Here is a 24,303-nt window from a genome sequence, read left to right on the forward strand (position 1 = left end):
TATGAAAGGATGAATAATTTGGCTAAAAAATCTAAAGTCGCAAAAGAGAAAAAAAGACAAGCAATGGTTGAGAAATATGCAGAAAAAAGAAGAGAGTTAAAGAAAAAGGGAGATTATATTGGTTTAAGTAAATTACCGAGAGATTCTTCCCCTTCACGATTAACTTATCGTTGTGAAGCAACAGGCAGACCTAGAGGCGTTCTGCGTAAATTTAAACTTTCACGTATTAAATTCCGTGAATTGGCACATAAAGGCCAAATACCAGGTGTGAAAAAGGCATCTTGGTAAAAAAGTTTCTTATGAATAGGTATACGAAAATGAATAAAATAATTTAGCCTGAACAGAAATGACTGACTGAAGATAAATGAGGAACTTATCCTCTATCTTTATGAATGTTCCAAGCATGTAAATTGCGTTTAGAAATAGGTTAATAAATAAAGGGGAAAATTATGTTACGAAAATATTTTCGATTTAGAACGATTTTACTTATAATGGCTGCTGCGGTCTTTTTAGTAGGGTGTGGCAATTCTAATTCCAACGACGAAAAAAAGGAAGGTAATGACAAAATTAAAATTGTTACTACTTTTTATACAATGTATGACTTCACAAAAAATGTAGCAGGGGACCTTGCTGATGTAGAGTTATTAATTCCATCAACAATTGAACCGCATGATTGGGAGCCTACTCCAAAAGATGTAGGTAATATTCAGAAGGCAAATCTATTTATTTATAATAGTGAATACATGGAAACATGGGTGCCGCAGGTAAAAGATAGCCTAAAGGGAGCAAAGGTCAATTTTGTTGAAGCAAGTAAAAACATTACATTAACTGAAGGTATAGAAGAAGAGCATCATGATGAGGATGGAGAGGAAGAGGAACATCATGAGGATGAAGAGCATGAACATAGTCATGAAATGGATCCTCATGTATGGCTTAGTCCAAGTTTAGCACAAAAAGAAGTTCAAAATATTACAGATGCATTAGTAAAAGCGGATCCAGACAACAAAGCTGTATATGAAAGCAACAGTAAAGCATACTTAGAAAAGTTACAAAAATTAGATAATGATTATCGCACAAAATTACAAGATGTGAAGAAAAAGGAACTTATTACACAGCATGCTGCATTTGGCTATTTAGCTAAAGAGTATGGTTTAACTCAAGTCCCAATTGCTGGATTATCACCAGAGGAAGAGCCAAATGCACAAAAACTCGCTGAACTGAAAGGTTTTGCTAAGGAGCATGATGTTAAAGTTATTTATTTTGAAGAGCTTGCTTCGCCAAAAGTTGCGAAAACACTTGCTGCTGAAATTGGAGCAGAAATAGAAGTGCTTAGTACGTTAGAAGGGCTGAGTAAAGAAGATCAAGATAAAGGCCTTAACTATATTAGTGTAATGGAAGAGAACCTAGATAAACTCGTCAAAGCTCAATCAAAATAATAGCAACATAATAAAGTGCGGATTGAATTTAATCCGCAAATGTACCTATGAAAACCCTCTACCTAGAGAAGTAGAGGGTTTTCATTTAAAGGTAGCTATATCTTATTTTTCAGTAATGGAAAAAATAAAGCAGAAATTACATATTGAAATGTTGATATTTATATGCTACGATTCAAATCGTAATAATTACGCATTATAAATAGGAATAGTATCGATTTAATAATAGGAATAAAAGAAAAATTTTCATAAATAAAATGAAGGAAATAAAATAAACGATAAGGAAAAAAACGATGAAACCAATAAAATCATATTTAATGTTTATAGCAATCATAACAGTACTTCTTCTTTCAGCGTGCTCTACTAAAAGTGAAGGAGAATTAAACGCAAAAAAAGCGTCAAATGATGAACTGGTGTTTGCAAGTACAAAGGATATTCGCGATATTAACCCACATCTTTACGCAGGGGAAATGCCAGCACAAAATATCGTATTTGAATCTTTAGTAATAAATACAGATGATGGAGTAAAACCTGCATTAGCGGAAAGCTGGGATATTTCAAAGGATGGTTTAACATATACCTTCCATCTTAGGCAAGGTATTACCTTTACAGATGGCGAGCCATTCAACGCAGAAGCTGTAAAGAAAAATGTGGATGCAGTTGTAGGAAATATGGAAAAAAACTCATGGTTGAATCTTGTAGCAGAAATTAAAGAAGCAAATGTAGTAGATGATCTAACATTTGAATTAGTACTGAAAAATCCTTATTACCCTACATTGGAGGAACTTGGGTTAACTCGTCCATTTCGATTTATTTCTCCAAAAAGTTTTATTGATGGAACAACGGCTAATGGTGTGAAAAATTATGCTGGTACAGGTCCATATGTGCTGAAAGAGCATAAAAAAAATCAATATGCTGTTTTTGAACAAAATAAGAATTACTGGGGAAACAAACCAAAAATCAAATCAATTAAATGGAAAGTGATGCCTGATCATCAAACCATTCTTCTAGCTCTTGAAAAAGGAGAAGTTGACCTGTTGTTCGGTTCGGATGGTGATATGGTGGATAGCGATTCTTTTAAAGCATTAACGGATCAAGGGAAATATAGTGCGGTTGTGAGTCATCCTGTAGGATCACGAGCAATTGTTTTGAATTCGAATAAACCAATTACAAAAGATCCGAAAGTGCGTGAAGCATTCGAATATGCAATCAATAAACAAATGATTGCTGATGGAATTTTAAATGGTGCGGAGCATGTGGCCGATACACTTCTGGCACCTTCAGTCCCATATGCTGATATCAATCTGTCTGGGAAAAAATATAATGAAGAAAAATCAAATGAATTATTAACAGAAGCTGGTTGGAAAATGGGGAAAGGTGGATTCCGTTATAAAGATGGTAAGAAGTTAGAAGTAACCATTTATTATAATTCAGATAATGCACAAGAACGAACAATTAGTGAATCGATGCAAAATGATTTAAAACAAATTGGTGCTAGCCTTACTATTATCGGTGAAGAAAAACAAGCATATTTTGATAGACAAAAAACAGGTGAGTTTGACTTAATGTATTCTCTTTCATGGGGATTACCATACGATCCTCAAACCTATGTTTCATCATGGCGCGTCCCATCACATGCAGACTATCAAGCACAATTAGGACTTGATAAAAAGAAATGGTTAGACAAAACAATTACAGATTTGATGGTGGAACAAAGTGAAGAGAACCGTAAACAAATGTATAAAGAAATTTTGACGTATATCCACAATGAAAATGTCTATATCCCATTAACTTATTCCGTAACAAAAGCAGTTCATATTAAGGCATTACAAGGCGTTGGCTTTAATGTCTCCCAATATGAAATTCCTTTTGAAAAAATGTACTTCGAATAAGAATATCAACAAATTTTGCAGATAAATAAAGTGAAACTTCCATTAGTGGGGCACTTACCCGTTAAGAGTGGATAAATAAAAAATCTTCGCTAAAGTATGCTCGCAGAAATAGAGCGTTTGGCGGAGATTTTTTCATAAAAATACTGTTTTATTTTATATTATTTAAATAAACAACTTCTCACGAATATCAAACATAATGGTTTAACAAAACCCAAGCTACTACAATACAAACTCACACCTGGCACATGAAAAGAAGCAGTTTTCTTAAATTTATAAGCAGGGAGTAGTCAGAATACACGAAGACTCCTATGGGAATTGCGAGACAGGTGAGACCCCGCAGGAGTTTACTCCGAGGAGGCTCACCGCTCGCCCCATGGAAAGCGAAGTGTATTCTGGCTGCGGACTAATCGAGAGAGCCAACTCCTTTTCCAAGGTAGCCTTTTTCTAAAAAACTAAGTAAGGAGAAAGAGTTTTGAATAAGTATATCGTAAAGCGCATACTTGCAATCATTCCGATCATTCTTGGCATATCATTCTTAGCATTTGTATTAATAAATTTACGAGCCAGCGACCCTGCAGAAGTTGCCATGCGAGTAAACCAAGTGACACCAACAGAAGAAATGGTAGAGACAATGAGAACAGAACTTGGACTAGACAAACCCTATTTAGTCCGTTATGTTTCATGGCTCGGAAAAAGCATTCAAGGAGACTTTGGGCACAGCTATGTTACACATGAGCCAGTTGCCGACCAAATTGCATATGCCCTGCCTGCAACACTAAAGCTTGCAGCCGTATCACTCGTTATTATTCTTTCCGTAAGTATTATAATTGGAGTGTTCTGTTCCGTTTACGAAGGAAGCATAGTAGATAAAGTGATGCGAGCCTTCTTATTTATTGGAACAGCCATGCCCAGTTTTTGGATTGGAATTCTTCTTATGTGGTTCTTTTCCGTCAAATTAGGCTGGTTTGACACAAGTGGGATGGAGAAAGCAAGCTCCGTCATTTTGCCAGCTGTTACACTCTCACTTGGATTCATCTCCACCTACGTTCGTTTAATACGAAACAATATGATAAAAAATAAAAATGAAAATTTTGTTTTGTATGCGAGAGTACGCGGTTTAAAGGAAAGTACAATCATTCGGAAAGTGTTTAAAAACTCTCTTCAACTATCAATTACGGCGATAGGAATGTCGATCCCTAAACTAATAGCAGGAACGGTTATTGTTGAGAATATTTTTGCTTGGCCAGGTATTGGTCGATTATGTGTTACGGCCATCTTTAATTCGGATTTTCCGATTATTCAAGCCTATATATTAATTATGGGTGTTATGTTTGTAGTATGTAATCTTCTAGTGGATATTTTGCATCTGGTTATGGATCCACGCATGAGAAAGGAGTTATAGCATGAATTTCTGGAATCGCTTGAAGGCTGATAAAATGGCTGTGTTATGCATGTCGCTACTTTCTGCAGTGATACTTGCCGGTATTTTTGCCCCGGTTCTTGCACCACATAGTCCAATAGAAATGAATATCCTGCAGAAATACGCAGGAGTTAGCCAAACATATCCGCTGGGAACAGACCAATTAGGAAGATGTATTTTATCCAGGCTATTATTTGGCATTCGAACGACGATTCTTTTCGCATTGGTTACGACAGCTATCACGATAGCAATTGGAACGATACTTGGGATCATCTCAGGATTTTTTCGTGGGAAAGTGGACGAGTTTATTATGAGAATATGTGATATTATGCTGTCTTTTCCAGCAGAAGTGATGATTTTAGCAATCGTAGGAGTGCTAGGGCCCGGATTATTAAATGTAGTAATTGCTAATATTATTGCCAAATGGGCATGGTATACACGTATGATTCGATCAGTGGTAATTCAATATACAGATAAAAATTATATTCGGTTTGCTCAAGTTTCTGGCTGCAGCACTGGTTATATTATGAGAAAGCACTTGCTTCCTGGTGTATCAGGTGAAGTTGCTGTATTTGCAACCCTTGATACTGGGTGGGTTATTTTAAATATCTCTGCGCTCTCTTTCTTAGGTTTAGGGGTGCAGGCACCAACACCTGAATGGGGCATGATGTTAAATGAAGCGAAGAATGTGATGATTACACACCCAACACATATGCTAGCTCCAGGGTTTGCTATTTTACTAGTCGTTGCTGCATTTAACTTCCTTGGTGACAGTTTACATTCTGCAATAAATCCAAAACTCTTTCAAAAGAAAAAGAAAGGGGGCCGATTGAATGTCTTTATTAGAAATAAAAAAGTTATCAGTAGAAGACATACGTAGTGGCCAGCAGTTAGTCAAAGATTTAAGTTTTACGTTGAATAAAAATACTTGTCTTGGAATTGTCGGTGAAAGTGGCAGTGGAAAGTCGATGACTATAAAAGCAATTCTCGGATTAACTTCAACTTGGATGGATGTAACAGGAGAAGCCATTTTTGATGGAATGAACTTAATTGGTCAGTCACCTCAAGTACTAAGAAAAATTCGCGGGCAAAAAATTTGCATGATTCTTCAAGACGCGATGACGGCTTTTAATCCGCTAAATACGATTGGCAAACAGATGATCGAGACATTTTGCAGAAATTTAGGGATAAAAAAGAAGCAGGCGAAAGAAATGGCTCATGCAGCACTCCATCGTGTGCACATCCATCAACCTGAACAGGTGTTGAAAAAGTATCCTCATCAACTATCTGGAGGAATGCTGCAAAGGGTGATGATTTCAATTGTGATGATGCTGGAACCAGATATTATCATTGCGGATGAACCGACAACAGCACTTGATTCTATTAATCAACGAGATGTGGTGGAACAATTTAAGCTTCTGAAAGAAATGACAGGTACTTCTATTATCTTTATCTCTCATGACTTAGGGGTTACGCAATATTTGGCAGATGAATTACTTGTTATGCGGAATGGAGAATGTGTGGAATATGGAAATGCAGAAGAAGTGTTTACTTCTCCACAGCATAAATTTACGAAGTTTTTAATCCATACCCGTATCAGCTTGGCAGAGCCATTTCAGCAATCCATGAAACGGGGGGATCACCATGTTTATCAACATTGTGAATGTATCAAAGAGCTACAATAAAGATGGAGGATTTTTTATAAAGTCCAAGGTGGATGTTTTAAATGAGATTAGTTTTTCGATTGAAAAAGGAGAATGTCTAGGTTTAATTGGCGAAAGTGGCAGTGGAAAAAGCACGCTCAGCCGTATTATTCTCGGTCTAGAAAAACCGAGCGAGGGAATGGTTACGATGGAGGGCGAGCCAATTTCTAAATGGGTGAAGAAAAATAAAGGAGAAATTAGTGTTGTATTTCAAGACTATACTTCGTCTGTCAATCCTCAATTTACTATTCGCAATATCATTGCAGAACCATTAATTGCGATGGGAGATACGAAGAATTTGGATGAACGGATTAATGCGCTTCTTGCTAAAGTTGGCCTTCCCCATGCGACCATTCATAGATATCCACATGAATTGAGCGGTGGACAGCTTCAACGTGTATGTATTGCAAGAGCAATTGCCATCAAGCCAAAATTTATCGTCCTTGATGAAGCAATAAGTTCTCTTGATGTGTCTGTTCAGGCGCAGATTCTAGAGCTGCTCCATAAACTGAAGGAAGAGATGAATATTACGTATCTTTTTGTAGCACATGATCTTCAGGCAGTTGCCAAACTCTGTGATCGAATTCTTTTTCTTTATAAAGGAAAAATTGTAGAAGAGGTAGCGAGCGATAATCTTGCGCTTGTGCAAAATGAATATGCGAAAAAGCTTTTACATTCTGTTATGCCATTTAACATTCACTAAATAAAGTAAAAAAGCATAAAGCCATTGGGTCGTTTATCGCAAAGTATTTTTCTAAGTGAAAACGAGCAATGGCTTTTTTGAAAAGAAATGAACGCTATCAGTCATGATAGAAATAAATAGTCGGTCTAGTTTTTGTAGTACATATAACTAAAAGCTATGCTTGCATCACTTTAAAGAAGGGAAGAGATGTACCTTATTTATTAAAAGAAAGCTTAGCGTAAGCATCATGTAAATGAATGGATTCTTCGTTCCGACATTCAATTTCAAATGATTTTATCCAAGGAAATTCATATAGATCAGCAGCAATTAGTCGGATTAAATCTTCAATGAAACGAGGGTTTTCGTAGGCAAGCTCTGTTACTTTTTTTTCGTCTGGTCTTTTAAGAACTGGATGAAGCATAGCACTGGCATTCGACTCAGCTGCGTGAAGTAATTCTTTTTTTATATCCTTTGGCCATGGAGTGGAAGGATATAGTTCTACCCATATTTTAACGATGCCTCTTTGGTTATGGGCGCTATATTCACTAATTTCCTTTGAACAGGGACAAAGGGTAGTTACAGTTGTTTCTAATTTAACAGAAGAATTCCAGCGCTTTTCTTGCTCATAACTGGTTTCTAAAGAAATAGTAGAATGCATAAATCCTTTTTTATTTGTCACTGGAGCTGTTCTTTCATAATACCAAGGAAAAGAAACGGAAAGAGAAGACTTATTTTGACCCATTCTTTCTGCAATATCTTTCGTAAAAGCTTGAAGAAGATCCATTTCAAGTGTCCAGCCCTTTTCATGATATTCTTGTAATAATTCTGTTAATCGACTCATATTAATGCCTTTGCGATTACTAACAAGATTAGTCGTTAATGTAAAGGTTCCAATTGTCGTTTGCATTGTCGGCTCCATAGAGGAGGTTATATGAATTGGATGAGTAACATTAGAAACTCCAACATGATCTATCTCGAAAAAATAGTTTTTTGGTGTGTTTTGAAGGTCAGTCATTTTTTCTTTTTCGTCTGGTTTTGTTTTATTTTTCAGTGGATCCACGGAACCGAAATGGCGATGCCGTTCCAATTTATTAGGTAGTTGTATAGTAGGTTTCATTAGTAGGCTCCTTTGCAAATCGTAATCATTACAATTTATTATAAAGGTATTGTTTTAAAAATCAATGCTTGAATCTAAAGGTCAGTAGAAAAATATACTAGAGATGGAAGGGAACAACTTCCTATAAAATAAAGATTAACTACACTCCCTCTATAAATGTTGATCTATCAACGGTTTGACCCGTTGTTGGGGTATCAAAAAAATATTTTTCGACACAATCCCTAACAATATTTTTAAAATATGTGAAACTATTCCAATACATGGGTACGCTACGCGGTCACTACTGGATAATGGTGGAAAGTAGTGATAGGAAATTATGCGATGCACAATGGATCTCTGCGTAACTTATGATGACGTACCCTCCCATGTCTCTGGGCATCTAAGTGCCTACATTCCTTCGTTCGGTCTAGTCATAAGGCAGAGGCTAGCGAAGCTCCTTTAGGGACTCAAGGTCGAATGGAAAAAATAGTGCCAGCTTCTCCGTGTCATCCTGTTGTCTAGGTCTATTTAAGGGGATGAAGGGTCTTATGCAGCCTCTACGAGACTAGGAATATCCCTCATCATTCGCTGTGCGTCAAACGCTTTGTGCTTAGTGCTAATTCCATGTAATACTTTTAATAGCTTACCGCATAGAACCACGATGGATTGCTTCTTGCGTAATGGATTAACCATACGATTTGTGTAATACTCATGTAGCTTTCGAAAGGCTTCATTGTGACGGATCATCGGCATCATTACTCGGAACAGAAGGGCGCGAAGCTTTCTTCTCCCCCGTTTGGAGATGCGTTTTTGCCCCTTGTGCTGACCAGAGGAATTTTCACGTAACGTTAATCCCGCGAGTTTAATTAGTTGGCGTGGATCTTCGTAGTGTGAAAAGCTTCCGATTTCAGCTAATAGATCGACAATCGTTGTATCTCCGAGTCCCGGAACCGTTGATAGCCATTCGTACTCTACAGACGTTTTTACAAGGTCAACTAGATGTTGAGTAAGGCTTTCGATATCTTGTTCTAACTGATGGTAACGGCGAACGAGCGTGGTAATTTCAATACGGGCCATCTCACGTCCTTCTGTTACTCCGATAGAGTTAGCTGCGACTTCAATAAGACGCAATGCTTTGGGTCTTTGGGGGGATTTGAGCCCCTCAACCTTCCGATAAAGAGATAAAACTTCATCGGGTTGTTTTTGGTGAAGATCATTCGGAAATGGGGTACATTCAAGTACTGCCAAAGCCATTTTTCCGAATGACGGAAACACCTGAGTAAACTCTGGAAAATAGCGATCTAACCAACGAATAATCATGTTTTTGACAGACCCTAGTTCCTCAGTCAATTTACTTCTAAACGTTGACCCAACGCGAAGTTCGGCCTCCATACCTTTTAGGATACGGGGATAACTGAACCGTCCGTCTTTTAAAAGTCGAGCGATCACAAGTGCATCTTTTCTGTCATGCTTGGTTGGCAGATTGTCGTCCAACTCTTTTGAACGCTTAACATGCATAGGGTTAACCATGGCCAAGGGAATGCCCCGGTCCTCAAGGTAGTAGGCCAAATTGAGCCAGTAGTGTCCCGTAGGTTCAATCCCGACAATGACTTCCGTTTTTTCATTTTCTTTCATGGCTACCAGAATACGTTGATAGAAAAGCTCGAACCCGTCTCTAGCTTGAGAAACAGAGAACGATTTTTGGAGCACACGTCCACGGTCATCCACAAAGCAAGCGTAATGGGTCCGCTTGGCAATATCGATTCCGACTACGAGTGTTTTTTCGGTGACTTGATTTATTTTCTGATTTTGTTTAAAATCCATTTTGGAGTCCTCCTTGGTTAACTAAGTTAGGGGTCATTTCGGTCCACGATTTGACACCCCGTATCATACCAAGAGGGCTCTTTTTTGTTCAAGTCCCCGAAAATCCTTCTAACAGGAATGCTCCTTTTTTAAGGCTCGTATTATTATCGTTCTAATAATAACGTATTATTTGTGATATATTGTCGACAGGCGTAAACTTGAAGAAAGGAAAGTTCAATTATAGATTTGTACAATTTATACTATTCTATGAAAAAGCATTTAAGTAAATGGTAAACAAAATAAGCACTGTTGTAGGGGGCTGCAATGAAAAAAGCAAGAAAGTATTCTTTTTTGTTATGCACCGTAGCACTAATAGCAAGTTTGGTAGGTTGCTCACCTATTGATTTTGTTACAAATGCTTCGGCAAAAGAAAAGAATAATAAAACAGAAAAACAAGAATTGGATAGCCATGAATCAGCACAGATTATGGATGATGAAAAGGAATTAATCGCCCAGGAGGAACAACAAAAACAAGATAATGAGATCATCGATTGGAATGCCCCTTCGAATGGATCGTATCCGACTCTAGATAAAAGCAAATCTATTTGGATAGATGTTTCTGTCAATGATCAGAAGGTGTATATAAAGGACGGAGACGCTACATTATATACAATGACTGCCTCAACAGGGATAGATACAAATGATGATAACTCTACACCAAAAGGAATCTATTATATTGAACCAGAACGGGGAGAGTGGTTTTTTTCTTCTGGTTATGGAGAAGGAGCAGAATATTGGGTTTCTTGGAAGAACCATGGAGAATTTCTCTTCCATAGTGTGCCAATGAATGGAAACAAACAGGTGATAGAAGAAGAAGCAAAAAAATTAGGGGAAAAGGCATCGCATGGCTGTATTCGTTTAACCATTGCCGATGCAAAATGGATCTATGAACATATACAAACAAATACGAAGGTAGTTATTCGCAGCTAGCAGGGTATGATCAGGCTGTTAAGAAATGGTTGTTTTTTTAATTTCTTATTCAGTCTGCTTCCTATATTTTGCTTCACCCAGCTGATTAGATAGGTTTTTTTGTTATTATAATCGTAATAGTTACGATTTAAAAAAAGATGAAAATATAGTAGACTAAGGAATAAGCGCATAATGCGATAGAAAGAGGGGGCAATAAGCTTTTATCCCACTCTTAACGGACAGTAGCCCCCCGCTGATGGAAGGTTACTTTATAGAAAAATGGAGGTAAGGAGCATGGAGTCAATTAATCCTATCTTAATGGAGTTTTTACTTCGAAGCGCCATTAATAAATTGCCAGATCAAAAGAGAGAAATCTATCAGTTTATTGAAAGGAATGAAGATCGACTGGAAGAAATGGCAGGAAGCGAAGAACAATTTATTCAACTAATGGATGAAAATCCTCCATTTCAAGCAGCTGCAAATCATTTTTCACTTGATGTGGATACCATAAAAAAAATGGCAGATGAGATACAAGCGGAGATAGATGTTATCATAAAAGAAAGATGCAGTAGATTGAAGTGGATAGATTGCACGGATTATTTAAGAAAAAAGCAGAGAAACAAACAGAAGAATAAATGGTCTTTTATCCATATTTCTTAATTAGTAACGCACTGGAAAAAAAGAAGATAAGGGTAAGTTGTCCCACTAGATCAGAAAAATGCTTTATAGGTATGAATGGGTAATTATATATATTGAAAGAATAAAGGGCGTTACCTTAGCAACTTTTCTAGAGTAAAAAGGCAACTAAAAGAGTAGATAAGCGATTGAAACAGAAGAGAAAGACAAAAGTTGGATGACACTAGACACTAATAAAGTGAATGCTTTTTCTAGCATTCACTTTATTAGTGTTTTTATGGATTTTTCAAACAGTTCTCTGTTTTTCTTTGATTATTTTACATCTAGGGGATAGACATAGGGCTGTTCTGGTTCATTTACCCTTTTCCAAGAAGTGATTTTTAACATGGGAAGGTTTGCTCCATTATAAGCTGTTTTTTCTAGTATCCCGGTTGCTTCCAACCAAGTATCTTCTGTTATCTTTTCGGCTTCTGGAAACTCTGATAGAAACCCAATAATACCTGCATCTGCAATACAATGTGTTATCACAAACCTTGATAGAACGAGTTGATTTTTAGCAAGACCCTCCTCTTTATAAACAAACCCTTTTAGTTTAATGGTTCTCCCTGCAAATGCATCTATTTCCATATTGATTTTTTCATAGTAAGTGGAAAATACTTTTTCTTGCATGTTAATATAATCGCTTTGGTCGAGTTGGTGATTGATTTTCTCAAACTCATCAGAAGAGATGGTCTTTTGATTGGCTAGACCAGGATCAATCGGGTTATTATCTACTGCATTTGTTGTTGAACTGTTCGTATTTGCTTTTGCTTGTGATAATGAATCTTCCGTATTTTTTTTCTGTTGGTTTGAAAGTATAGCTGTTCCGCCCTTTTTTTCTGCAATCGAAGCATCAAGAAACTTGGCAGGGAGGAAGAAGCCAGTAATTAATGGAAAAGCAATCACCATATAGGAAACTAATTTTTTTGTATGAAAAGAAGAGTTTCCATGATCATGATTGCAGATTTGGTTCTCCTGGTGGCAATCGTGATTCGATTCTTTGGAAAATAATAGTCTGGTGATCTGAATGGCAGCAAGGAGAAAAAACAGAATCGATGCTACCACGCTTAACCCTACATATTTAGGGTTAATAAATTTCGTAATATCTCCCGTATAATTTAATTTAAAAAGCAAGCCTGAAAATACAAGTAGCAAAAGTGCCCGTAATGCCTGCTGAAAGATAAAATTCACCGTATACTCACGCTCCTTATAGTGCGTGTTCAAAAAGGAGGATAAAAAGGACCGAGAAGTTCGAGGCGTCGTAACTTTGAGCATCGGCCTTCCACAGGATGTGGTGACTTCCACGTTGCTCACAGGACGTGAGCGTTTTTAGTGGAAGATCCTCTACTTCATACGTGAGAAGCGGAAAAGTAAGACAACGAAGAAATTCGATGTGTCATTTTTACCGGACTTTTTGAACAACTTCTTATATAAAAATTTGTGCTATCAACATAACGATAAAGACAGTGGATACAATGAGAGCAAGCATTCCGAAAACAAATTTGGAACGGAATACTCCAAGCATCATTAGCGTATTCTTTAAATCCATCATTGGACCAAGTAGTAAAAATCCTAATATGGAATGAATAGGAAAAATATTGCTAAAAGATGCACCGATAAAAGCATCTGCTTCTGAGCAGAGTGATAAAACATATGTTAAGCCCATCATGACAAGCAAGGATGAGATAGTCCCGCTTCCAGCAGCTAACAGCGTCTTTGCTGGTAAATAAGTTTGAACGAGTGCAGCCAAAAAAGCTCCTATAATTAAAAATTTTACCATATCAAAAAATTCATCAATGGAATGAAGAAGCATATTCCATAATCGTTTAGGAAACGTTGATGGAACGGATCGGCCGGAAGAAAGAGAATTAGTAATAGAAACTTTTAATTGGTCGCCTTTATAAATGCAGCTGACAAGAAATGCGATTAATAGAGCGACAAGTAAGCCTAAACCAATTCTTAATCCAGCGATTTTAAAACTATTTCCGAATGCCATATAGGTGGATGCTGCGACAATTGGATTGATAAGTGGGCCAGTTAACATAAAGCCCATTGCTGCATAGATGGGAACGCCTTTTCCAATTAATTTCCGTACAATTGAAACGATTCCACACTCACATGCAGGAAAAAGAGCACCGACTAAACAGCTCACTACTACAGCTGAAAATTTATTTTTTGGAATCCATTTTTGTATATGTTCTTCTGTTACGAAAATTTGGATAAAGCCAGCGATAAGTACTCCTATTAATACAAAAGGAAGTGCTTCTATTAAAACACTTAAAAAAATTGTATTTAGCGTTAAAAAGGAAGAGGGCAGTTCCATGGAAAAGGTAAAGCTAGAACGAAAAGATAGAAATAGAAGAAAGAAACTAAGAACAAACACCATGATGATAGAGAAAAGGTTATTTCTGATTACATGAAACATGAAGACCTCCAATGAATACTAGACTACATATATTTTTTACGTTTACATTTTAAAATAGAAGGGATGCTTTGTAAATGAAGAATCGCAGCAAGTAGTTGATTATACTAGATTAAGGTGGGGAAGGGAATAAGTGAAATGAACGGTTTATATGGTTTGAAAAAATGCTAGGATACCTTGAAAAGAGGATTTAGCTCTCTCAATGGATCCGCAGCCGGTATACACTTCGCTTTCCATGGGGCGGGCGGCGAGCCTCCTCGGAGCAAGCTCCTGTGGGGTCTCGCCTGTCCCGCAAATCCCATAGGAGTCTTCGTGTATTCCGGCTGCTCCCTGCTTCAACATAAAAAAACTCAATTACACTCGCCCATTTTCATTCTTCTTGGTGCAAAATTTGTTGCATAGATGTCTACCTGAAAAAAGGATTGCTCTCTCAAGGGTTCCGCAGGTGGAATACACTTCGCTTTCCTGTGGGCTCACTCCTGCAGGGTCTCGTCTTTCTCGCATTCCTGCGGGAGTCTTCGTGTATTCCACCTGCTCTGTGCTTTAAACTTCGATTATAAAACAAAATAGAAAACTGTATTGTAAAGGATAAAAAGAAAGATAATGATCAATTTCTTCTCCTGAATTGGGAAGATATTACGAAGGGAACAGTCGAATATTATAATGGTTTCGCACATGGTGAATATCAATATTTATAAGTAATAGAGGTAAATTTGTATTATTAAGGTAGATAAAGTGTTGAAAGATAAGTGTTGAAAAATTCTTTCTTGTTTGCAGATAGTTATATAGTACGCCAGTGTTGATATCGTATTTCTCCTAAAAAAAATACCGATCAACCATTCAAATTATTAACGGGTTATAGAAGAATTTATTTTATGAAAAATCTGTATAAGTGCGTGTTCAAAAAGGAGGATAAAAAGGACCGAGAAGTTCGAGGCGGTTTAGCTTGGAGCATCACAGCGTATGGTGTTAATACGTGAGAAGCGGAGAAGCAAACCAACGAAGAAATTCGATGTGTTATTTTTACCGGACTTTTTGAACAACCTCTATAAGCATATGCAATAAGTGTGATAGTTTATTGTTATGCAAATATCGAAATAGAATAATGGAGATGGAGTTATTTCAGTTATTAAATAAATAGTTTTTAATAATATAAAATTTTATAGTCTATTTTTGACAACTTATAGTTAATTTTTAGCTACTTATAGGACTATTTAATTTTTTGTAAATTCCTATGTTATATTTGTTTCAGAAGTGGAGGATACATATGCAAATCAAGCTAATTATCGATGAAAAATACATCGAACCTGAAGTACATATTCATGCAAATGCTTATAGCGAGCAAATAGAACAATTAATGAAATTTTTAAAGGCTACAAGTACCGATGTTATAGACGGCTATATACAGCAGGATATTTATATGTTGAAGATTGAAGATATTTACTTTGTTTATTCACAAGGAGCTAAGGTATATTTCCAAACAGATGAAAATGAATATGAATCAAAACGCAAGTTATACGAGCTTGAAGAATTATTAGAGAAAGATTTTGTTCGCCTGAATAAATCTACACTTGTAAACGTTTCGAAAATTTCTTCTATGAAGATGGAAAAAATGGGTATCATGAAAATTTTGATGGATAATGATACAACTGCACATGCTAGTCGAATGTATTTAAAAGGCTTGAAGAAGCGATTAGGTATTGGGAGGGATACATGATGAAAAATACTATCAAGATAGCACTTTTAGGTGCTGCTATTGGTTTAAGCACTTCATATACAATTATTACAATTATTTTATTACAAAATCCAACCCACACAATTAATGGAAACAAGCTATTAATAGAATTTATATTAGCTATTATTCTTGGAGTTGGATGTGGTATATCATTACTGCTATTTTACATAGAACGGTGGTCGATTGCGACTAAGCTAGGAATTCATTATCTGATTTCCCTAGTACTTGTATTTTTTTGTGGATTAATAGGCAAATGGTTTGATAACCCATTTGAGAAGCCGGGAGCATTTATTTTATTTTTTCTCATTCATTTGGCTATTTATCTTGTTATATTTGGAGTTATTTATTGGAGTACTTTACAGGAAATAAAGACCATTAATGATAAATTGAAAAGGAGATAGGGAGGATAAAATCATGTCACAACTTAAGTATGAACAGGCAAAGAAACGTGTAAGAGAATTAAAGGTATTTTATGGTTATTTTATTTTTTATATCTTAGTGAATATTATGTTATTTATTGTCCGCAGCCACTTTCGATGGCGGTTAACTGGCCAGTGGCAGTGACATGGCAACTGAATAACAGTCACCCTCAATGCCACTGGCATTTACAAAAGTCAGCTTAATTGCCGATGGTTTAAAATGTCAAATCCCCTATCAGATCCTTCGATTCTTTTTTAAGCAAACCATTCAATTGATACAAGGTATTTCTAATTTCCATTAACTCGTTTATTTCCGTTCTTAACCGCTCAATGGTTGCTTCCATCTCGACAATTCCATTCTCCAATTGTACATAATAATCGGTACTTACACTTCTACAGTTCATTTACTACCCGATGGATATGGGATTCTCCCACAATCTTATTTCCTTGTATGAAAGCATCTAATAGGCTTTGACTACATAGTGTATTAATTTTTCTTGGAATCCCTTGGCTGAAGTTATAAATTGCTGTAATAGCCTCTTCCGAAAAGATTTCTTGGGGTGTTTCTACCACTTTTAATTGGTGACGAATATACTCATTCGTTTCTTTTTCTGTTAGACCACTTATTTGATATCGCATTTGAATTCGCTGTTCAATGGCTTCCATTTGCTTTACCCTTAATAGATTCCGTAAACTAGATTGCCCCACCACGATAAGGGATAGAGGGGACATGGAATCTTCTTTAAAATTAAGAATGAAGCGAAGTTCTTGTAGCATAGAATCGGAAAAATGATGAGCTTCATCTAAAATAACGACTATCTGCTTTTTTTCATTCTCATAAATATCAAGCATCAAAGACTGATATTGACGCTTCGCATCTGTTGATCGAAAGGCTGGTTGGATACCGAAGTTCTGCAGAACTTCTCTATAAAAAAGTTTTGGTGTTAGGGAAGAATCACAAATATATAGGTAATGATAATGAATCGGATCTAATTGCTGGACCAATGATCGAATAGCCGTTGATTTCCCCATCCCTGCTTCTCCTGTTAAAAGGCAAAACTGACGCTGTTGTACCGAATATTCTAAACGGGCAGCAGCTTCTTTTTGGCTGGAGGAATGGAACAAGTGCATTGGAGAAATTTCACGGGTGAAAGGAACTGCCTTCATTTCAAAAAAGTCTAACATGATTCATTCCCCCTTGATTGTGTCTCTTTTAATTTGGCAAAACTAGTAGTCCCTATTTGTTTTCGCTTTTCTTCTTCCTGATGTTTTTTCAACTGCTCTAAGAAACTAGAAACTCCTGCAGGCGTTTGAACGTTATCTGTTTCATCCGGTAATTTGGAGTGGCTTTGATTTCGAAGTACTGCCGGTTTCGCATCTTCGAAGCGTTCATTATCCTTCCATACTTGAATGGTTGTTAAATCAAACGGATTATATCTGATTTGAATTCGTTTCCCGCGTAAGGAGGAATCAACATCATATTGATTTCCTTCTAGTTCAATTATTGCTGTTTTTCGGACAGTTCGTTCCTCTTCCCAAAGAAAAATGTCTTTTAATATTTCTGCAGGAAGGTGACGCGTATGATTTGCCTGTGCTTCATATCGCTTTTTAGGTGTTTGTTTTGTACTTCGATGAATTCGGTTATCATAAGCTTCTAACCAAGAGCCCAAGTAATTGTTCAATTGCTTCAATGTCAAGAGCTTCCCCTGATTAATTAATAAATTTGCTTCTCCAGTAAAGCTACTATCTACAAATTGAAAAAATTTCTCAATTTTCCCTTTTGATTCTGGCGAATATGGCTTAGCATGGATAAGCTTAGTCCCCATTCTCGCACACATAATATGAAACTGCTTAGCACTATAAACGGAGCCATTATCACAGAAAAACAGGTTGGGTACTCCAAACTTTAAAACAGCTTTTTGGACACACCTTTCAAGACGAGGATACCTTTCTTCCATAAAAAATTCCGCATGCATAATTCGGCGACTATGATCATCGATTATAGCTATAAGATAAGCCTTTTTACGTTTTTCAAGATTTTTTGGATCGGGTAAGTAAAGAGTGTGCTGCGTATCTGCCTGCCAACAATCATTTGGTGTATCATGTTCAAAATGACGAAACTCCTTCTTTACCGCACGGTAAAGGTCCTTTTTACTCCAGCCCATTTCTTGAAAATAACGAGATAAAGTTCGTGGTTTGAGGACACCTAATGGAACTGTTTCCTCTAACTCTAGTATTCTGATGACCTGTTCAACACTTCGACTAGGTAATTCCTTTCGTAATTCGATTGCACGTTTCAGTATATCTGGGTTCTGATTTTGTAAACTTCCTTTTTTTTCTCTTACTTGAGGCTTCAGGCCTTCAAACCCTTTCTCTTCATATGCTTGAAGGTACCTTTCTAATGATCGAACACTTACTGTACTTCGTTCACTGCCTGGGATGGTATACCTTTGCTTTGCAATTTCCCTCAAAAGGGCATACCTTTCCCCAGGTTGTAGCTGTCTTTGAACAACTGGAGCAATTAATCCAAATCGAAAAGCAGCTAATTCATTACGTATCGTTTCATTCATCTTGTTTTCTCCTTTCCTACCATAAAATAGGGAACTAACCCCATTTTCCCCGAATTACCTTTTGTAGAATAGGGACATATTTTGTGGAGTAAGAAAAAGGAAATAAATCCAATTTTGCGTAATTAATCCGACAGCTTCACTGACTTCAGGAGTACGAGAAACGTTGGCGGAGATTAATCATAGAAAATAGCCTTCCTTTACAAGGAATAGACTCTTTTTTACCAAAATAGAAAGAGAGAAGAAAATGAATCTCTTGATTAGAGGTTATTCCTTGTCGATAAAGAGACAGTAATCCATCTGCTTCTTGGAACTTCACAGCCCATTCTTTTCGTTGGCTAATCCACCATTCCCCTAGAAAATTAAAAAAATGTTTCTTCCATCTATAGAGAGTTTTAAGGGATATCACAGAAACAGAAGAAGTGGTTAACCATTCAGCTAACTGACTAATAGGAATTCCCGCCATCAACCACCGTACAAAAAATTCATAAATATGATTCGCAAACCTTGCCCACGAGAGAGAAAAGCAAGGCATTAATGAAAAAGTCATATTACAAACGGGACATCTTCTTCGCATGATAGGAATCCGGAAGGATTGATGTTTAAAATGAACTGTTTTTTCATATTTCCCGTGTTTTCTGGTAATCCTCCCGCAGCAAGGACAAAAAGTATTTTCATTGTAAGTTTCGATGAATCTTTTATATTTCTTGAAAGTAAGAGGACAATCTAGTAAAATATGCATAGTAAGTGGGAGGTTATTTGTTCTCTGGCCGCCAAGCAAAGAGGAACAAATAGCCTTTTTCCTTTTCTAGTTTAAGAGCCGTCAGCTCTACTGACCCATTATACTATGGTCAGTAGAGCTGACGGCTCTTTTTTTGCATTCTCTCCGATAAAAATAGAGACCAGTACTCTCATAATAGCGACATTAGAGCAGGCTACGAACAATTTATTATCAATGTAATGTCCAGTCCGGGCAGTTGGTGGTTTATTTATCCATTGTTTGGTTGGGGACTTGGTATTTTAGTACATGTTACCTTTACTTTTGTATTTAGTAGATGGGGATTTGAATGGGAAGAGAGAAAAATAAAAGAATTATTATCAAAAGATAGATAAGAGGTTAGTAGTTATCAGTTATCAGGATTTTAAATACAGTATAGAACATTTTATCGATTATTCTGGTCTCCATTTCATTCTTGTAGTTTGCACAAAAATTAGTATGTTTTAAAATTTTCGAGTGGTTTTTTAGAGTTTTCTCTAAAATATGGTTATTATTCCAACTAAACATATGGATTTAAATTGAATATACATAGTTGATAGTCATTTATAAATATAGTTTAGTGACTATTTAATGAGGTGAAATAAATGGTAGAAGAACAAGTAATTATTAAAGTAACAAATTTACGGAAAAAATACGGCGAATTTGAAGCTGTAAAAGGGATATCATTTTCTGTGAAAAAAGGGGAATTGTTTGCTTTTCTTGGCACAAATGGGGCAGGTAAATCTACAACGATTGATATTCTTTGTACACTGCTAAAAAAAACCTCGGGAGAGATCTTTATCGCTGATTATACCCTTGGTGAAGGAAAAGGTAACAATAATATCCGGGAAAAGATTGGGGTTGTATTTCAAGAGAGTGTATTAGATGAACGTTTAACGGTCTATGAAAATATTATTAATCGGGGCCAATATTATCGTTTAAGTAAAAATGAGATTAAGGAAAACTATCATTTTGTATCAGAATATTTGAACCTCTATGATATTAAAGATAAAAAATATGGTGCTTTATCGGGGGGGCAAAAAAGACGCGCGGATATTGCACGTGCTATCATCCATAAACCTAGTATCTTATTCCTAGATGAGCCAACAACGGGGTTAGATCCCCAAACAAGATTATTTGTTTGGAATGCTATTAAGAGGTTACAGGAAGAAACAAATATGACCATTTTTTTAACAACGCATTATATGGAAGAAGCAGTAGTGGCTGATAATGTCGTCGTGATTAAAGAAGGGCGTTTGATCGCAGAAGGTACTCCGAGTCAGTTAAAGGATAAGCATGCTTTTGATAGTTTACATCTCCTATTTAAGGATACTTTTAATCCGGATTCATGGCTCAAAGAAAAACAATTATCTTATACGGTGAAAAACTCTACTTATATCATGCGTTTAACTTCAACTTTAGATGCATATGACATGTTAAAAGAATTAGAGGGGGAAATAGAATCCTTTGAGGTCATAAAAGGAACTATGGATGATGTGTTTATAAATATTATCGAAAAAGGGAGTACCGCCCAGTGAAATCTTTACTTAATTTAGTTAGTAGAAATAATAAAATATACCGTCGTGATCGAACATTATTGCTTTTATCATTATTATCTGTATTTATTGTAATTCTATTGTATGCAGTGTTTTTACAACAAACCCAAATTGATACAATTGAAGATCTTGTGGGTACAACAGATGAATCTAAAGCAATGGTAAATGAGTGGATGGTTGCAGGACTATTATCGATCACCGCTGTCACAACTACCTTAGGTGCATTTGGTATTATGGTGAAGGATAAGGAAAGTAAAAAAACCTACGACTTATTGACGGCTCCCTTATCAAGAGCTACGATACAGTTAAGTTACGTTATTAACTCATTTGTGATTGGCCTTATTTTCTCGTTATTCGCATTTGTTGGATGTGAACTGTTTCTTGTCTTAGCAGGCAGCGAAATGTTGAGTGGCACTGATTTGTTGAAAGCATTAAGCATTATTATTCTTTCAGTTGCCTTATCAAGCTCCGTTAACTTATTCCTAGTTTTATTTATTAACACCCAAAATGCTTTTTCAACATTAAGTACAATCGTAGGGACAGCTATTGGATTTTTATGTGGTGTCTATGTACCAATTGGTGGTGTTCCTAATTTTGTTCAAAATATAATAATGTACTTCCCTATAAGCCATACGGCTGTTCTCTTGCGAAAAGTTTTGATGACAAATTCAGTTCAAACAGTATTTGAACATGCGACACCAGAACAAATCTTAGAGTATAAGAAGCACTATGGAATCGTATACGAAATGAACAGTAAGCTTGTCAGTACAACCTATAGTATCTGGATGATTGTTATCACCATGATTGTCTTCACAATAGTATCTATTATTATATTTAAGAAACAAAATAAATAATAATGAATATTATTTTTTAAGTTCCTAAGTACTTTCAACTTCCCCCTTAACAAAAAAACATTATGTGAGATTCAATTTTATAAGTAAGCGTAAAATAGCTCCCACCTTCATCAAGATGGGAGCCTATAGTATTATTTAGATAACTTATTAAAGACTATGCAATGTACAGGAATTGATGATGACCAAGGATTTCTCCATTAATATAGAGTTTAAATAAAGCCGCTATTACATTAAGCTCAATTATCATAATCGCCTGGGGGACAATCAGCTACTTTAATATGCCGATGGAATTTTTACCCCAGGCAGATAAACCTCAAGTGACAGTTGTTGTTATGGGACAGGGAACAGATTCTAAAACGATCTATTTCTCCTTTAGTGGAAAAACAGATAGATTCTTCGGTTAGTTGAGTTTTATGCCAATATCATATACATAGGGATTGCTTGGTGCTGGAATTTCTTGGGCGGAAGTGACGGTTAATTCGGGAATGGGATTCGCATGGAATGTTGTTTTTGTGATTTTTCCTTTCACTTTTATCCAGGAATCGTTCTTTAGCCCAGCTACATTTCCTTGAAGCATCATTCCATCTACAGAAGCATCGGCAATGCAGCAGGTTATCACAAATCTAGCCAAAACGACTTGATTGGCAGAAAAATCTTTTTCTCGATAAACGAATCCAGTCAATTCCACTTCTTTTCCAATAAACTGATCTAAGTGATTTTCTAAAATCCCCATAGTAGGCACATATCTTTTATCATCTACTTTAATTGTTTTTTCCTGGAAAAGAGTTTGCTGTAATCTATCGTATTCTTTCTGTGTCATGTATTGCTGGGAAGTAGAATACGTATCATTGACTGCTGCTGTATTTTGCGTTTGGTCATTTGATTGTATGGATAAACTATCTTGTTGAGCTTCTGCTTGAGATGAAACAAATTGAATCTCCCGGTTTTTTGCAATCGAGCTTCCAAGTGTATGATCGGAAAAAAGCAAGCCTGTAATAACAGGGATAATAAAAAAAGAATAATAAATAAAGGAGCGAAAAGTGTTTTTTGGCGGTAAATGTTCTGCACAACAATTACAGGAAACCTCGGTAGTTTCCGAAGTGCCAAAGAAAATCTGAATGATTCCAACGATCATTAACAATAAAATGGAAACAGCCAAAAGAGGATACAGTTTGGGTGAAATAAATAAGCTGATATTTCCTGTTAGTAAAAGTTTGAATAAAAGTAAGGAAATGCCGATTAATACAATTCCTCGAAGGTAAGTATGAAATTTAATTCTCGTTTCGCTCATATTGCCACAACCTTTATACGATAATTTCAGCTATCCGTGAAAATAAATAAACAAAACAACATGCTAGGACAATAAAAAGAAGGACAAACTTAAAGCGAAAATAAGCAAAAAGCATAATGGTATTTTTTAAATCAAGTATTGGACCAAACACAAGGAATGCAAGGATGGATCCAAGACTAAATGAGTGATTAAAAGAAGCCGCTACAAACGCATCTGCTTCCGAGCAAATAGACAATACATAAGAAAATCCCATCAGTACAACTGGAGCTATCGTATGGTTTGATCCGATTGCCTCGAGAAAATGCCGATTGATAAAAGTATGGAAAAGGCTTGCCAAGAAAGCACCGATTATAAGGTATTTGCCAGTCTCAAAAAATTCATCACTTATATGTTTAAAGAATTGACGTAATTTACTAGTAACTGCCTCTTGATCAAGATGATCTTGCAGGGTACTGTTTTTTAAAATAGATTTATTTCGGAAAGCCAAATATGTGATGAACCCTATCAATAAGGCAATAAGAAAAGATAAGCCCATTCTTTCGTATACTATTAATTTATTCTGTGGGAAGGCATAATACGTCGATAAAAACACGACAGGATTTAATACAGGTACAGAAAGCATAAATACAATTCCAACATGCTGTGGCAGTCCTTTTTTTATTAACCTTCTGACAACAGGAATAATTGCACATTCACAAATGGGAAAAATAATTCCAAGTAAAGTAGCTGGGAGCATGGCAAGAAATACATGTCTAGGCAATATTTTATGAATCATGTTCTCAGAAACAAACACTTGAATAAAAGTGGATGCTATTACACCTATTAAAATGAAGGGGATACTCTCTATTAAAATACTGAGAAAAATAGTATTAATATTAAAGAAAGAAGTAGGGATGGCAGCAGACAGGTTTATTTTTTTTATATGATCTGAGAAAAAGAACAAATAAAGAAACAACAGCATGAGTAAATGAACAATGGAAAGTTTCATGCCTCTTGATAAAATGGACATCTTAAAATTGCCTCCTTATT

The 24,303-nt window shown here is 36.2% G+C and carries 25 protein-coding genes and 1 pseudogene; 16 read left to right on the plus strand and 10 right to left on the minus strand.

Annotated features, from left to right (window positions below):
- Nucleotides 1-18 precede the first annotated feature (18 nt).
- From rpsN to AC5LWL_RS04225, 7 genes are all read left to right on the plus strand, one after another.
- On the plus strand, nucleotides 19-288 hold the full coding sequence (gene rpsN, locus AC5LWL_RS04195) for a 30S ribosomal protein S14 (protein ID WP_493433149.1): 270 nt from the start codon (nucleotides 19-21) through the stop codon (nucleotides 286-288).
- Nucleotides 289-449: 161 nt separating this feature from the next.
- Entirely contained in the window at nucleotides 450-1,436 is a 987-nt protein-coding gene (locus AC5LWL_RS04200; protein ID WP_493433150.1) for a metal ABC transporter substrate-binding protein, read from the plus strand.
- Nucleotides 1,437-1,726: 290 nt separating this feature from the next.
- Nucleotides 1,727-3,325: a nickel ABC transporter substrate-binding protein gene (gene nikA, locus AC5LWL_RS04205; protein ID WP_493433151.1), complete on the plus strand. Its 1,599-nt coding sequence runs from the start codon at nucleotides 1,727-1,729 to the stop codon at nucleotides 3,323-3,325.
- A gap of 472 nt (nucleotides 3,326-3,797) precedes the next feature.
- On the plus strand, nucleotides 3,798-4,727 hold the full coding sequence (opp1B, locus tag AC5LWL_RS04210) for a nickel/cobalt ABC transporter permease (RefSeq protein ID WP_493433152.1): 930 nt from the start codon (nucleotides 3,798-3,800) through the stop codon (nucleotides 4,725-4,727).
- Between the two features lies 1 nt (nucleotide 4,728).
- On the plus strand, nucleotides 4,729-5,625 hold the full coding sequence (gene opp1C, locus AC5LWL_RS04215; protein ID WP_493433153.1) for a nickel/cobalt ABC transporter permease: 897 nt from the start codon (nucleotides 4,729-4,731) through the stop codon (nucleotides 5,623-5,625).
- Nucleotides 5,579-6,430 carry an ABC transporter ATP-binding protein gene (locus AC5LWL_RS04220; protein WP_493433154.1) on the plus strand — a complete coding sequence of 284 codons (852 nt, stop codon included), beginning with the start codon at nucleotides 5,579-5,581 and terminating at the stop codon, nucleotides 6,428-6,430. The genes opp1C and AC5LWL_RS04220 overlap by 47 nt, the downstream gene beginning before the upstream one ends.
- A complete protein-coding gene (locus tag AC5LWL_RS04225; protein WP_493433155.1) occupies nucleotides 6,390-7,151 on the plus strand; it encodes an ABC transporter ATP-binding protein in 762 nt (253 codons plus the stop codon). Before AC5LWL_RS04220 ends, AC5LWL_RS04225 begins: the two co-directional genes overlap by 41 nt.
- Nucleotides 7,152-7,344: 193 nt before the next feature.
- Here AC5LWL_RS04225 and folE2 read toward each other — a convergent pair whose 3' ends face one another.
- Together folE2 and AC5LWL_RS04235 are read right to left on the minus strand one after the other, a co-directional pair.
- Nucleotides 7,345-8,247 (minus strand): GTP cyclohydrolase FolE2, encoded by a 903-nt coding sequence (folE2, locus tag AC5LWL_RS04230; RefSeq protein WP_493433156.1) that lies wholly within the window; start codon nucleotides 8,245-8,247, stop codon nucleotides 7,345-7,347.
- 525 nt (nucleotides 8,248-8,772) lie between these two features.
- Nucleotides 8,773-10,050: an IS110 family RNA-guided transposase gene (locus AC5LWL_RS04235; protein WP_493432641.1), complete on the minus strand. Its 1,278-nt coding sequence runs from the start codon at nucleotides 10,048-10,050 to the stop codon at nucleotides 8,773-8,775.
- Nucleotides 10,051-10,515: 465 nt separating this feature from the next.
- Here AC5LWL_RS04235 and AC5LWL_RS04240 point away from each other — a divergent pair, with 465 nt between their 5' ends.
- Both AC5LWL_RS04240 and AC5LWL_RS04245 read left to right on the plus strand, forming a co-directional pair.
- Entirely contained in the window at nucleotides 10,516-11,019 is a 504-nt protein-coding gene (locus tag AC5LWL_RS04240) for a L,D-transpeptidase (protein ID WP_493436538.1), read from the plus strand.
- Between the two features lie 273 nt (nucleotides 11,020-11,292).
- Nucleotides 11,293-11,658: a hypothetical protein gene (locus AC5LWL_RS04245; RefSeq protein WP_493433157.1), complete on the plus strand. Its 366-nt coding sequence runs from the start codon at nucleotides 11,293-11,295 to the stop codon at nucleotides 11,656-11,658.
- Nucleotides 11,659-11,946: 288 nt separating this feature from the next.
- Here AC5LWL_RS04245 and AC5LWL_RS04250 read toward each other — a convergent pair whose 3' ends face one another.
- Nucleotides 11,947-12,864 (minus strand): TIGR03943 family putative permease subunit, encoded by a 918-nt coding sequence (locus AC5LWL_RS04250; RefSeq protein ID WP_493433158.1) that lies wholly within the window; start codon nucleotides 12,862-12,864, stop codon nucleotides 11,947-11,949.
- A gap of 235 nt (nucleotides 12,865-13,099) precedes the next feature.
- A complete protein-coding gene (locus tag AC5LWL_RS04255; protein WP_493433159.1) occupies nucleotides 13,100-14,098 on the minus strand; it encodes a permease in 999 nt (332 codons plus the stop codon).
- 1,264 nt (nucleotides 14,099-15,362) lie between these two features.
- On the opposite strand from AC5LWL_RS04255, the gene AC5LWL_RS04260 reads away from it, so the two are divergent.
- The 3 genes and pseudogenes from AC5LWL_RS04260 to AC5LWL_RS04270 form a co-directional block, all read left to right on the plus strand.
- The gene (locus AC5LWL_RS04260) at nucleotides 15,363-15,812 is read left to right on the plus strand and encodes a LytTR family DNA-binding domain-containing protein (protein WP_493433160.1); all 450 of its coding nucleotides are present in this window, start codon (nucleotides 15,363-15,365) and stop codon (nucleotides 15,810-15,812) included.
- A complete protein-coding gene (locus tag AC5LWL_RS04265) occupies nucleotides 15,809-16,231 on the plus strand; it encodes a DUF3021 domain-containing protein (RefSeq protein WP_493433161.1) in 423 nt (140 codons plus the stop codon). Before AC5LWL_RS04260 ends, AC5LWL_RS04265 begins: the two co-directional genes overlap by 4 nt.
- 13 nt (nucleotides 16,232-16,244) lie before the next feature.
- Nucleotides 16,245-16,352, plus strand: a pseudogene (locus tag AC5LWL_RS04270) (2TM domain-containing protein); the annotation flags it as partial.
- A gap of 112 nt (nucleotides 16,353-16,464) precedes the next feature.
- Here the strand turns inward: AC5LWL_RS04270 and AC5LWL_RS04275 are convergent.
- The 4 genes from AC5LWL_RS04275 to AC5LWL_RS04290 all read right to left on the minus strand — a co-directional run bounded on the left by AC5LWL_RS04275 (nucleotide 16,465) and on the right by AC5LWL_RS04290 (nucleotide 19,282).
- Nucleotides 16,465-16,653, minus strand: a complete 189-nt coding sequence (locus tag AC5LWL_RS04275) for a hypothetical protein (protein ID WP_493433162.1) — start codon at nucleotides 16,651-16,653, stop codon at nucleotides 16,465-16,467.
- A complete protein-coding gene (locus tag AC5LWL_RS04280; RefSeq protein WP_493433163.1) occupies nucleotides 16,643-17,434 on the minus strand; it encodes an ExeA family protein in 792 nt (263 codons plus the stop codon). Before AC5LWL_RS04280 ends, AC5LWL_RS04275 begins: the two co-directional genes overlap by 11 nt.
- On the minus strand, nucleotides 17,428-18,819 hold the full coding sequence (locus AC5LWL_RS04285; RefSeq protein ID WP_493433164.1) for a transposase: 1,392 nt from the start codon (nucleotides 18,817-18,819) through the stop codon (nucleotides 17,428-17,430). The genes AC5LWL_RS04280 and AC5LWL_RS04285 overlap by 7 nt, the downstream gene beginning before the upstream one ends.
- 145 nt (nucleotides 18,820-18,964) lie before the next feature.
- Nucleotides 18,965-19,282 carry a hypothetical protein gene (locus AC5LWL_RS04290; RefSeq protein ID WP_493433165.1) on the minus strand — a complete coding sequence of 106 codons (318 nt, stop codon included), beginning with the start codon at nucleotides 19,280-19,282 and terminating at the stop codon, nucleotides 18,965-18,967.
- A gap of 494 nt (nucleotides 19,283-19,776) precedes the next feature.
- On the opposite strand from AC5LWL_RS04290, the gene AC5LWL_RS04295 reads away from it, so the two are divergent.
- The 4 genes from AC5LWL_RS04295 to AC5LWL_RS04310 all read left to right on the plus strand — a co-directional run bounded on the left by AC5LWL_RS04295 (nucleotide 19,777) and on the right by AC5LWL_RS04310 (nucleotide 22,387).
- Complete coding sequence (locus AC5LWL_RS04295; RefSeq protein WP_493433166.1) at nucleotides 19,777-19,929, plus strand: 2TM domain-containing protein; 153 nt, start codon at nucleotides 19,777-19,779, stop codon at nucleotides 19,927-19,929.
- Between the two features lie 249 nt (nucleotides 19,930-20,178).
- Complete coding sequence (locus AC5LWL_RS04300) at nucleotides 20,179-21,111, plus strand: ABC transporter ATP-binding protein (RefSeq protein WP_493433167.1); 933 nt, start codon at nucleotides 20,179-20,181, stop codon at nucleotides 21,109-21,111.
- Complete coding sequence (locus AC5LWL_RS04305) at nucleotides 21,108-21,983, plus strand: ABC transporter permease (RefSeq protein WP_493433168.1); 876 nt, start codon at nucleotides 21,108-21,110, stop codon at nucleotides 21,981-21,983. Before AC5LWL_RS04300 ends, AC5LWL_RS04305 begins: the two co-directional genes overlap by 4 nt.
- 224 nt (nucleotides 21,984-22,207) lie before the next feature.
- Nucleotides 22,208-22,387, plus strand: a complete 180-nt coding sequence (locus tag AC5LWL_RS04310) for a hypothetical protein (RefSeq protein WP_493436539.1) — start codon at nucleotides 22,208-22,210, stop codon at nucleotides 22,385-22,387.
- On the opposite strand, the gene AC5LWL_RS04315 is transcribed toward AC5LWL_RS04310, so the two are convergent.
- On the minus strand, nucleotides 22,384-23,274 hold the full coding sequence (locus AC5LWL_RS04315; RefSeq protein ID WP_493433169.1) for a TIGR03943 family putative permease subunit: 891 nt from the start codon (nucleotides 23,272-23,274) through the stop codon (nucleotides 22,384-22,386). The genes AC5LWL_RS04310 and AC5LWL_RS04315 overlap by 4 nt on opposite strands.
- A gap of 13 nt (nucleotides 23,275-23,287) precedes the next feature.
- A complete protein-coding gene (locus AC5LWL_RS04320) occupies nucleotides 23,288-24,283 on the minus strand; it encodes a permease (protein ID WP_493433170.1) in 996 nt (331 codons plus the stop codon).
- Nucleotides 24,284-24,303: the final 20 nt, after the last annotated feature.

The organism is Niallia sp. WK069_GA_01 (assembly GCF_983173855.1).

Bases quoted from the DNA above. Each gene is read 5' to 3' on its own strand.
- AC5LWL_RS04200 (WP_493433150.1), top strand. From the start codon at position 450: ATGTTACGAAAATATTTTCGATTTAGAACGATTTTACTTATAATGGCT.
- nikA (WP_493433151.1), top strand. From the start codon at position 1,727: ATGAAACCAATAAAATCATATTTAATGTTTATAGCAATCATAACAGTA.
- opp1C (WP_493433153.1), top strand. From the start codon at position 4,729: ATGAATTTCTGGAATCGCTTGAAGGCTGATAAAATGGCTGTGTTATGC.
- AC5LWL_RS04220 (WP_493433154.1), top strand. From the start codon at position 5,579: ATGTCTTTATTAGAAATAAAAAAGTTATCAGTAGAAGACATACGTAGT.
- AC5LWL_RS04225 (WP_493433155.1), top strand. From the start codon at position 6,390: ATGTTTATCAACATTGTGAATGTATCAAAGAGCTACAATAAAGATGGA.
- folE2 (WP_493433156.1), bottom strand. From the start codon at position 8,247: ATGAAACCTACTATACAACTACCTAATAAATTGGAACGGCATCGCCAT.
- AC5LWL_RS04235 (WP_493432641.1), bottom strand. From the start codon at position 10,050: ATGGATTTTAAACAAAATCAGAAAATAAATCAAGTCACCGAAAAAACA.
- AC5LWL_RS04240 (WP_493436538.1), top strand. From the start codon at position 10,516: ATGGATGATGAAAAGGAATTAATCGCCCAGGAGGAACAACAAAAACAA.
- AC5LWL_RS04245 (WP_493433157.1), top strand. From the start codon at position 11,293: ATGGAGTCAATTAATCCTATCTTAATGGAGTTTTTACTTCGAAGCGCC.
- AC5LWL_RS04255 (WP_493433159.1), bottom strand. From the start codon at position 14,098: ATGTTTCATGTAATCAGAAATAACCTTTTCTCTATCATCATGGTGTTT.
- AC5LWL_RS04260 (WP_493433160.1), top strand. From the start codon at position 15,363: ATGCAAATCAAGCTAATTATCGATGAAAAATACATCGAACCTGAAGTA.
- AC5LWL_RS04265 (WP_493433161.1), top strand. From the start codon at position 15,809: ATGATGAAAAATACTATCAAGATAGCACTTTTAGGTGCTGCTATTGGT.
- AC5LWL_RS04275 (WP_493433162.1), bottom strand. From the start codon at position 16,653: ATGAACTGTAGAAGTGTAAGTACCGATTATTATGTACAATTGGAGAAT.
- AC5LWL_RS04280 (WP_493433163.1), bottom strand. From the start codon at position 17,434: ATGTTAGACTTTTTTGAAATGAAGGCAGTTCCTTTCACCCGTGAAATT.
- AC5LWL_RS04285 (WP_493433164.1), bottom strand. From the start codon at position 18,819: ATGAATGAAACGATACGTAATGAATTAGCTGCTTTTCGATTTGGATTA.
- AC5LWL_RS04290 (WP_493433165.1), bottom strand. From the start codon at position 19,282: ATGGCGGGAATTCCTATTAGTCAGTTAGCTGAATGGTTAACCACTTCT.
- AC5LWL_RS04295 (WP_493433166.1), top strand. From the start codon at position 19,777: ATGTCCAGTCCGGGCAGTTGGTGGTTTATTTATCCATTGTTTGGTTGG.
- AC5LWL_RS04300 (WP_493433167.1), top strand. From the start codon at position 20,179: ATGGTAGAAGAACAAGTAATTATTAAAGTAACAAATTTACGGAAAAAA.
- AC5LWL_RS04315 (WP_493433169.1), bottom strand. From the start codon at position 23,274: ATGAGCGAAACGAGAATTAAATTTCATACTTACCTTCGAGGAATTGTA.
- AC5LWL_RS04320 (WP_493433170.1), bottom strand. From the start codon at position 24,283: ATGTCCATTTTATCAAGAGGCATGAAACTTTCCATTGTTCATTTACTC.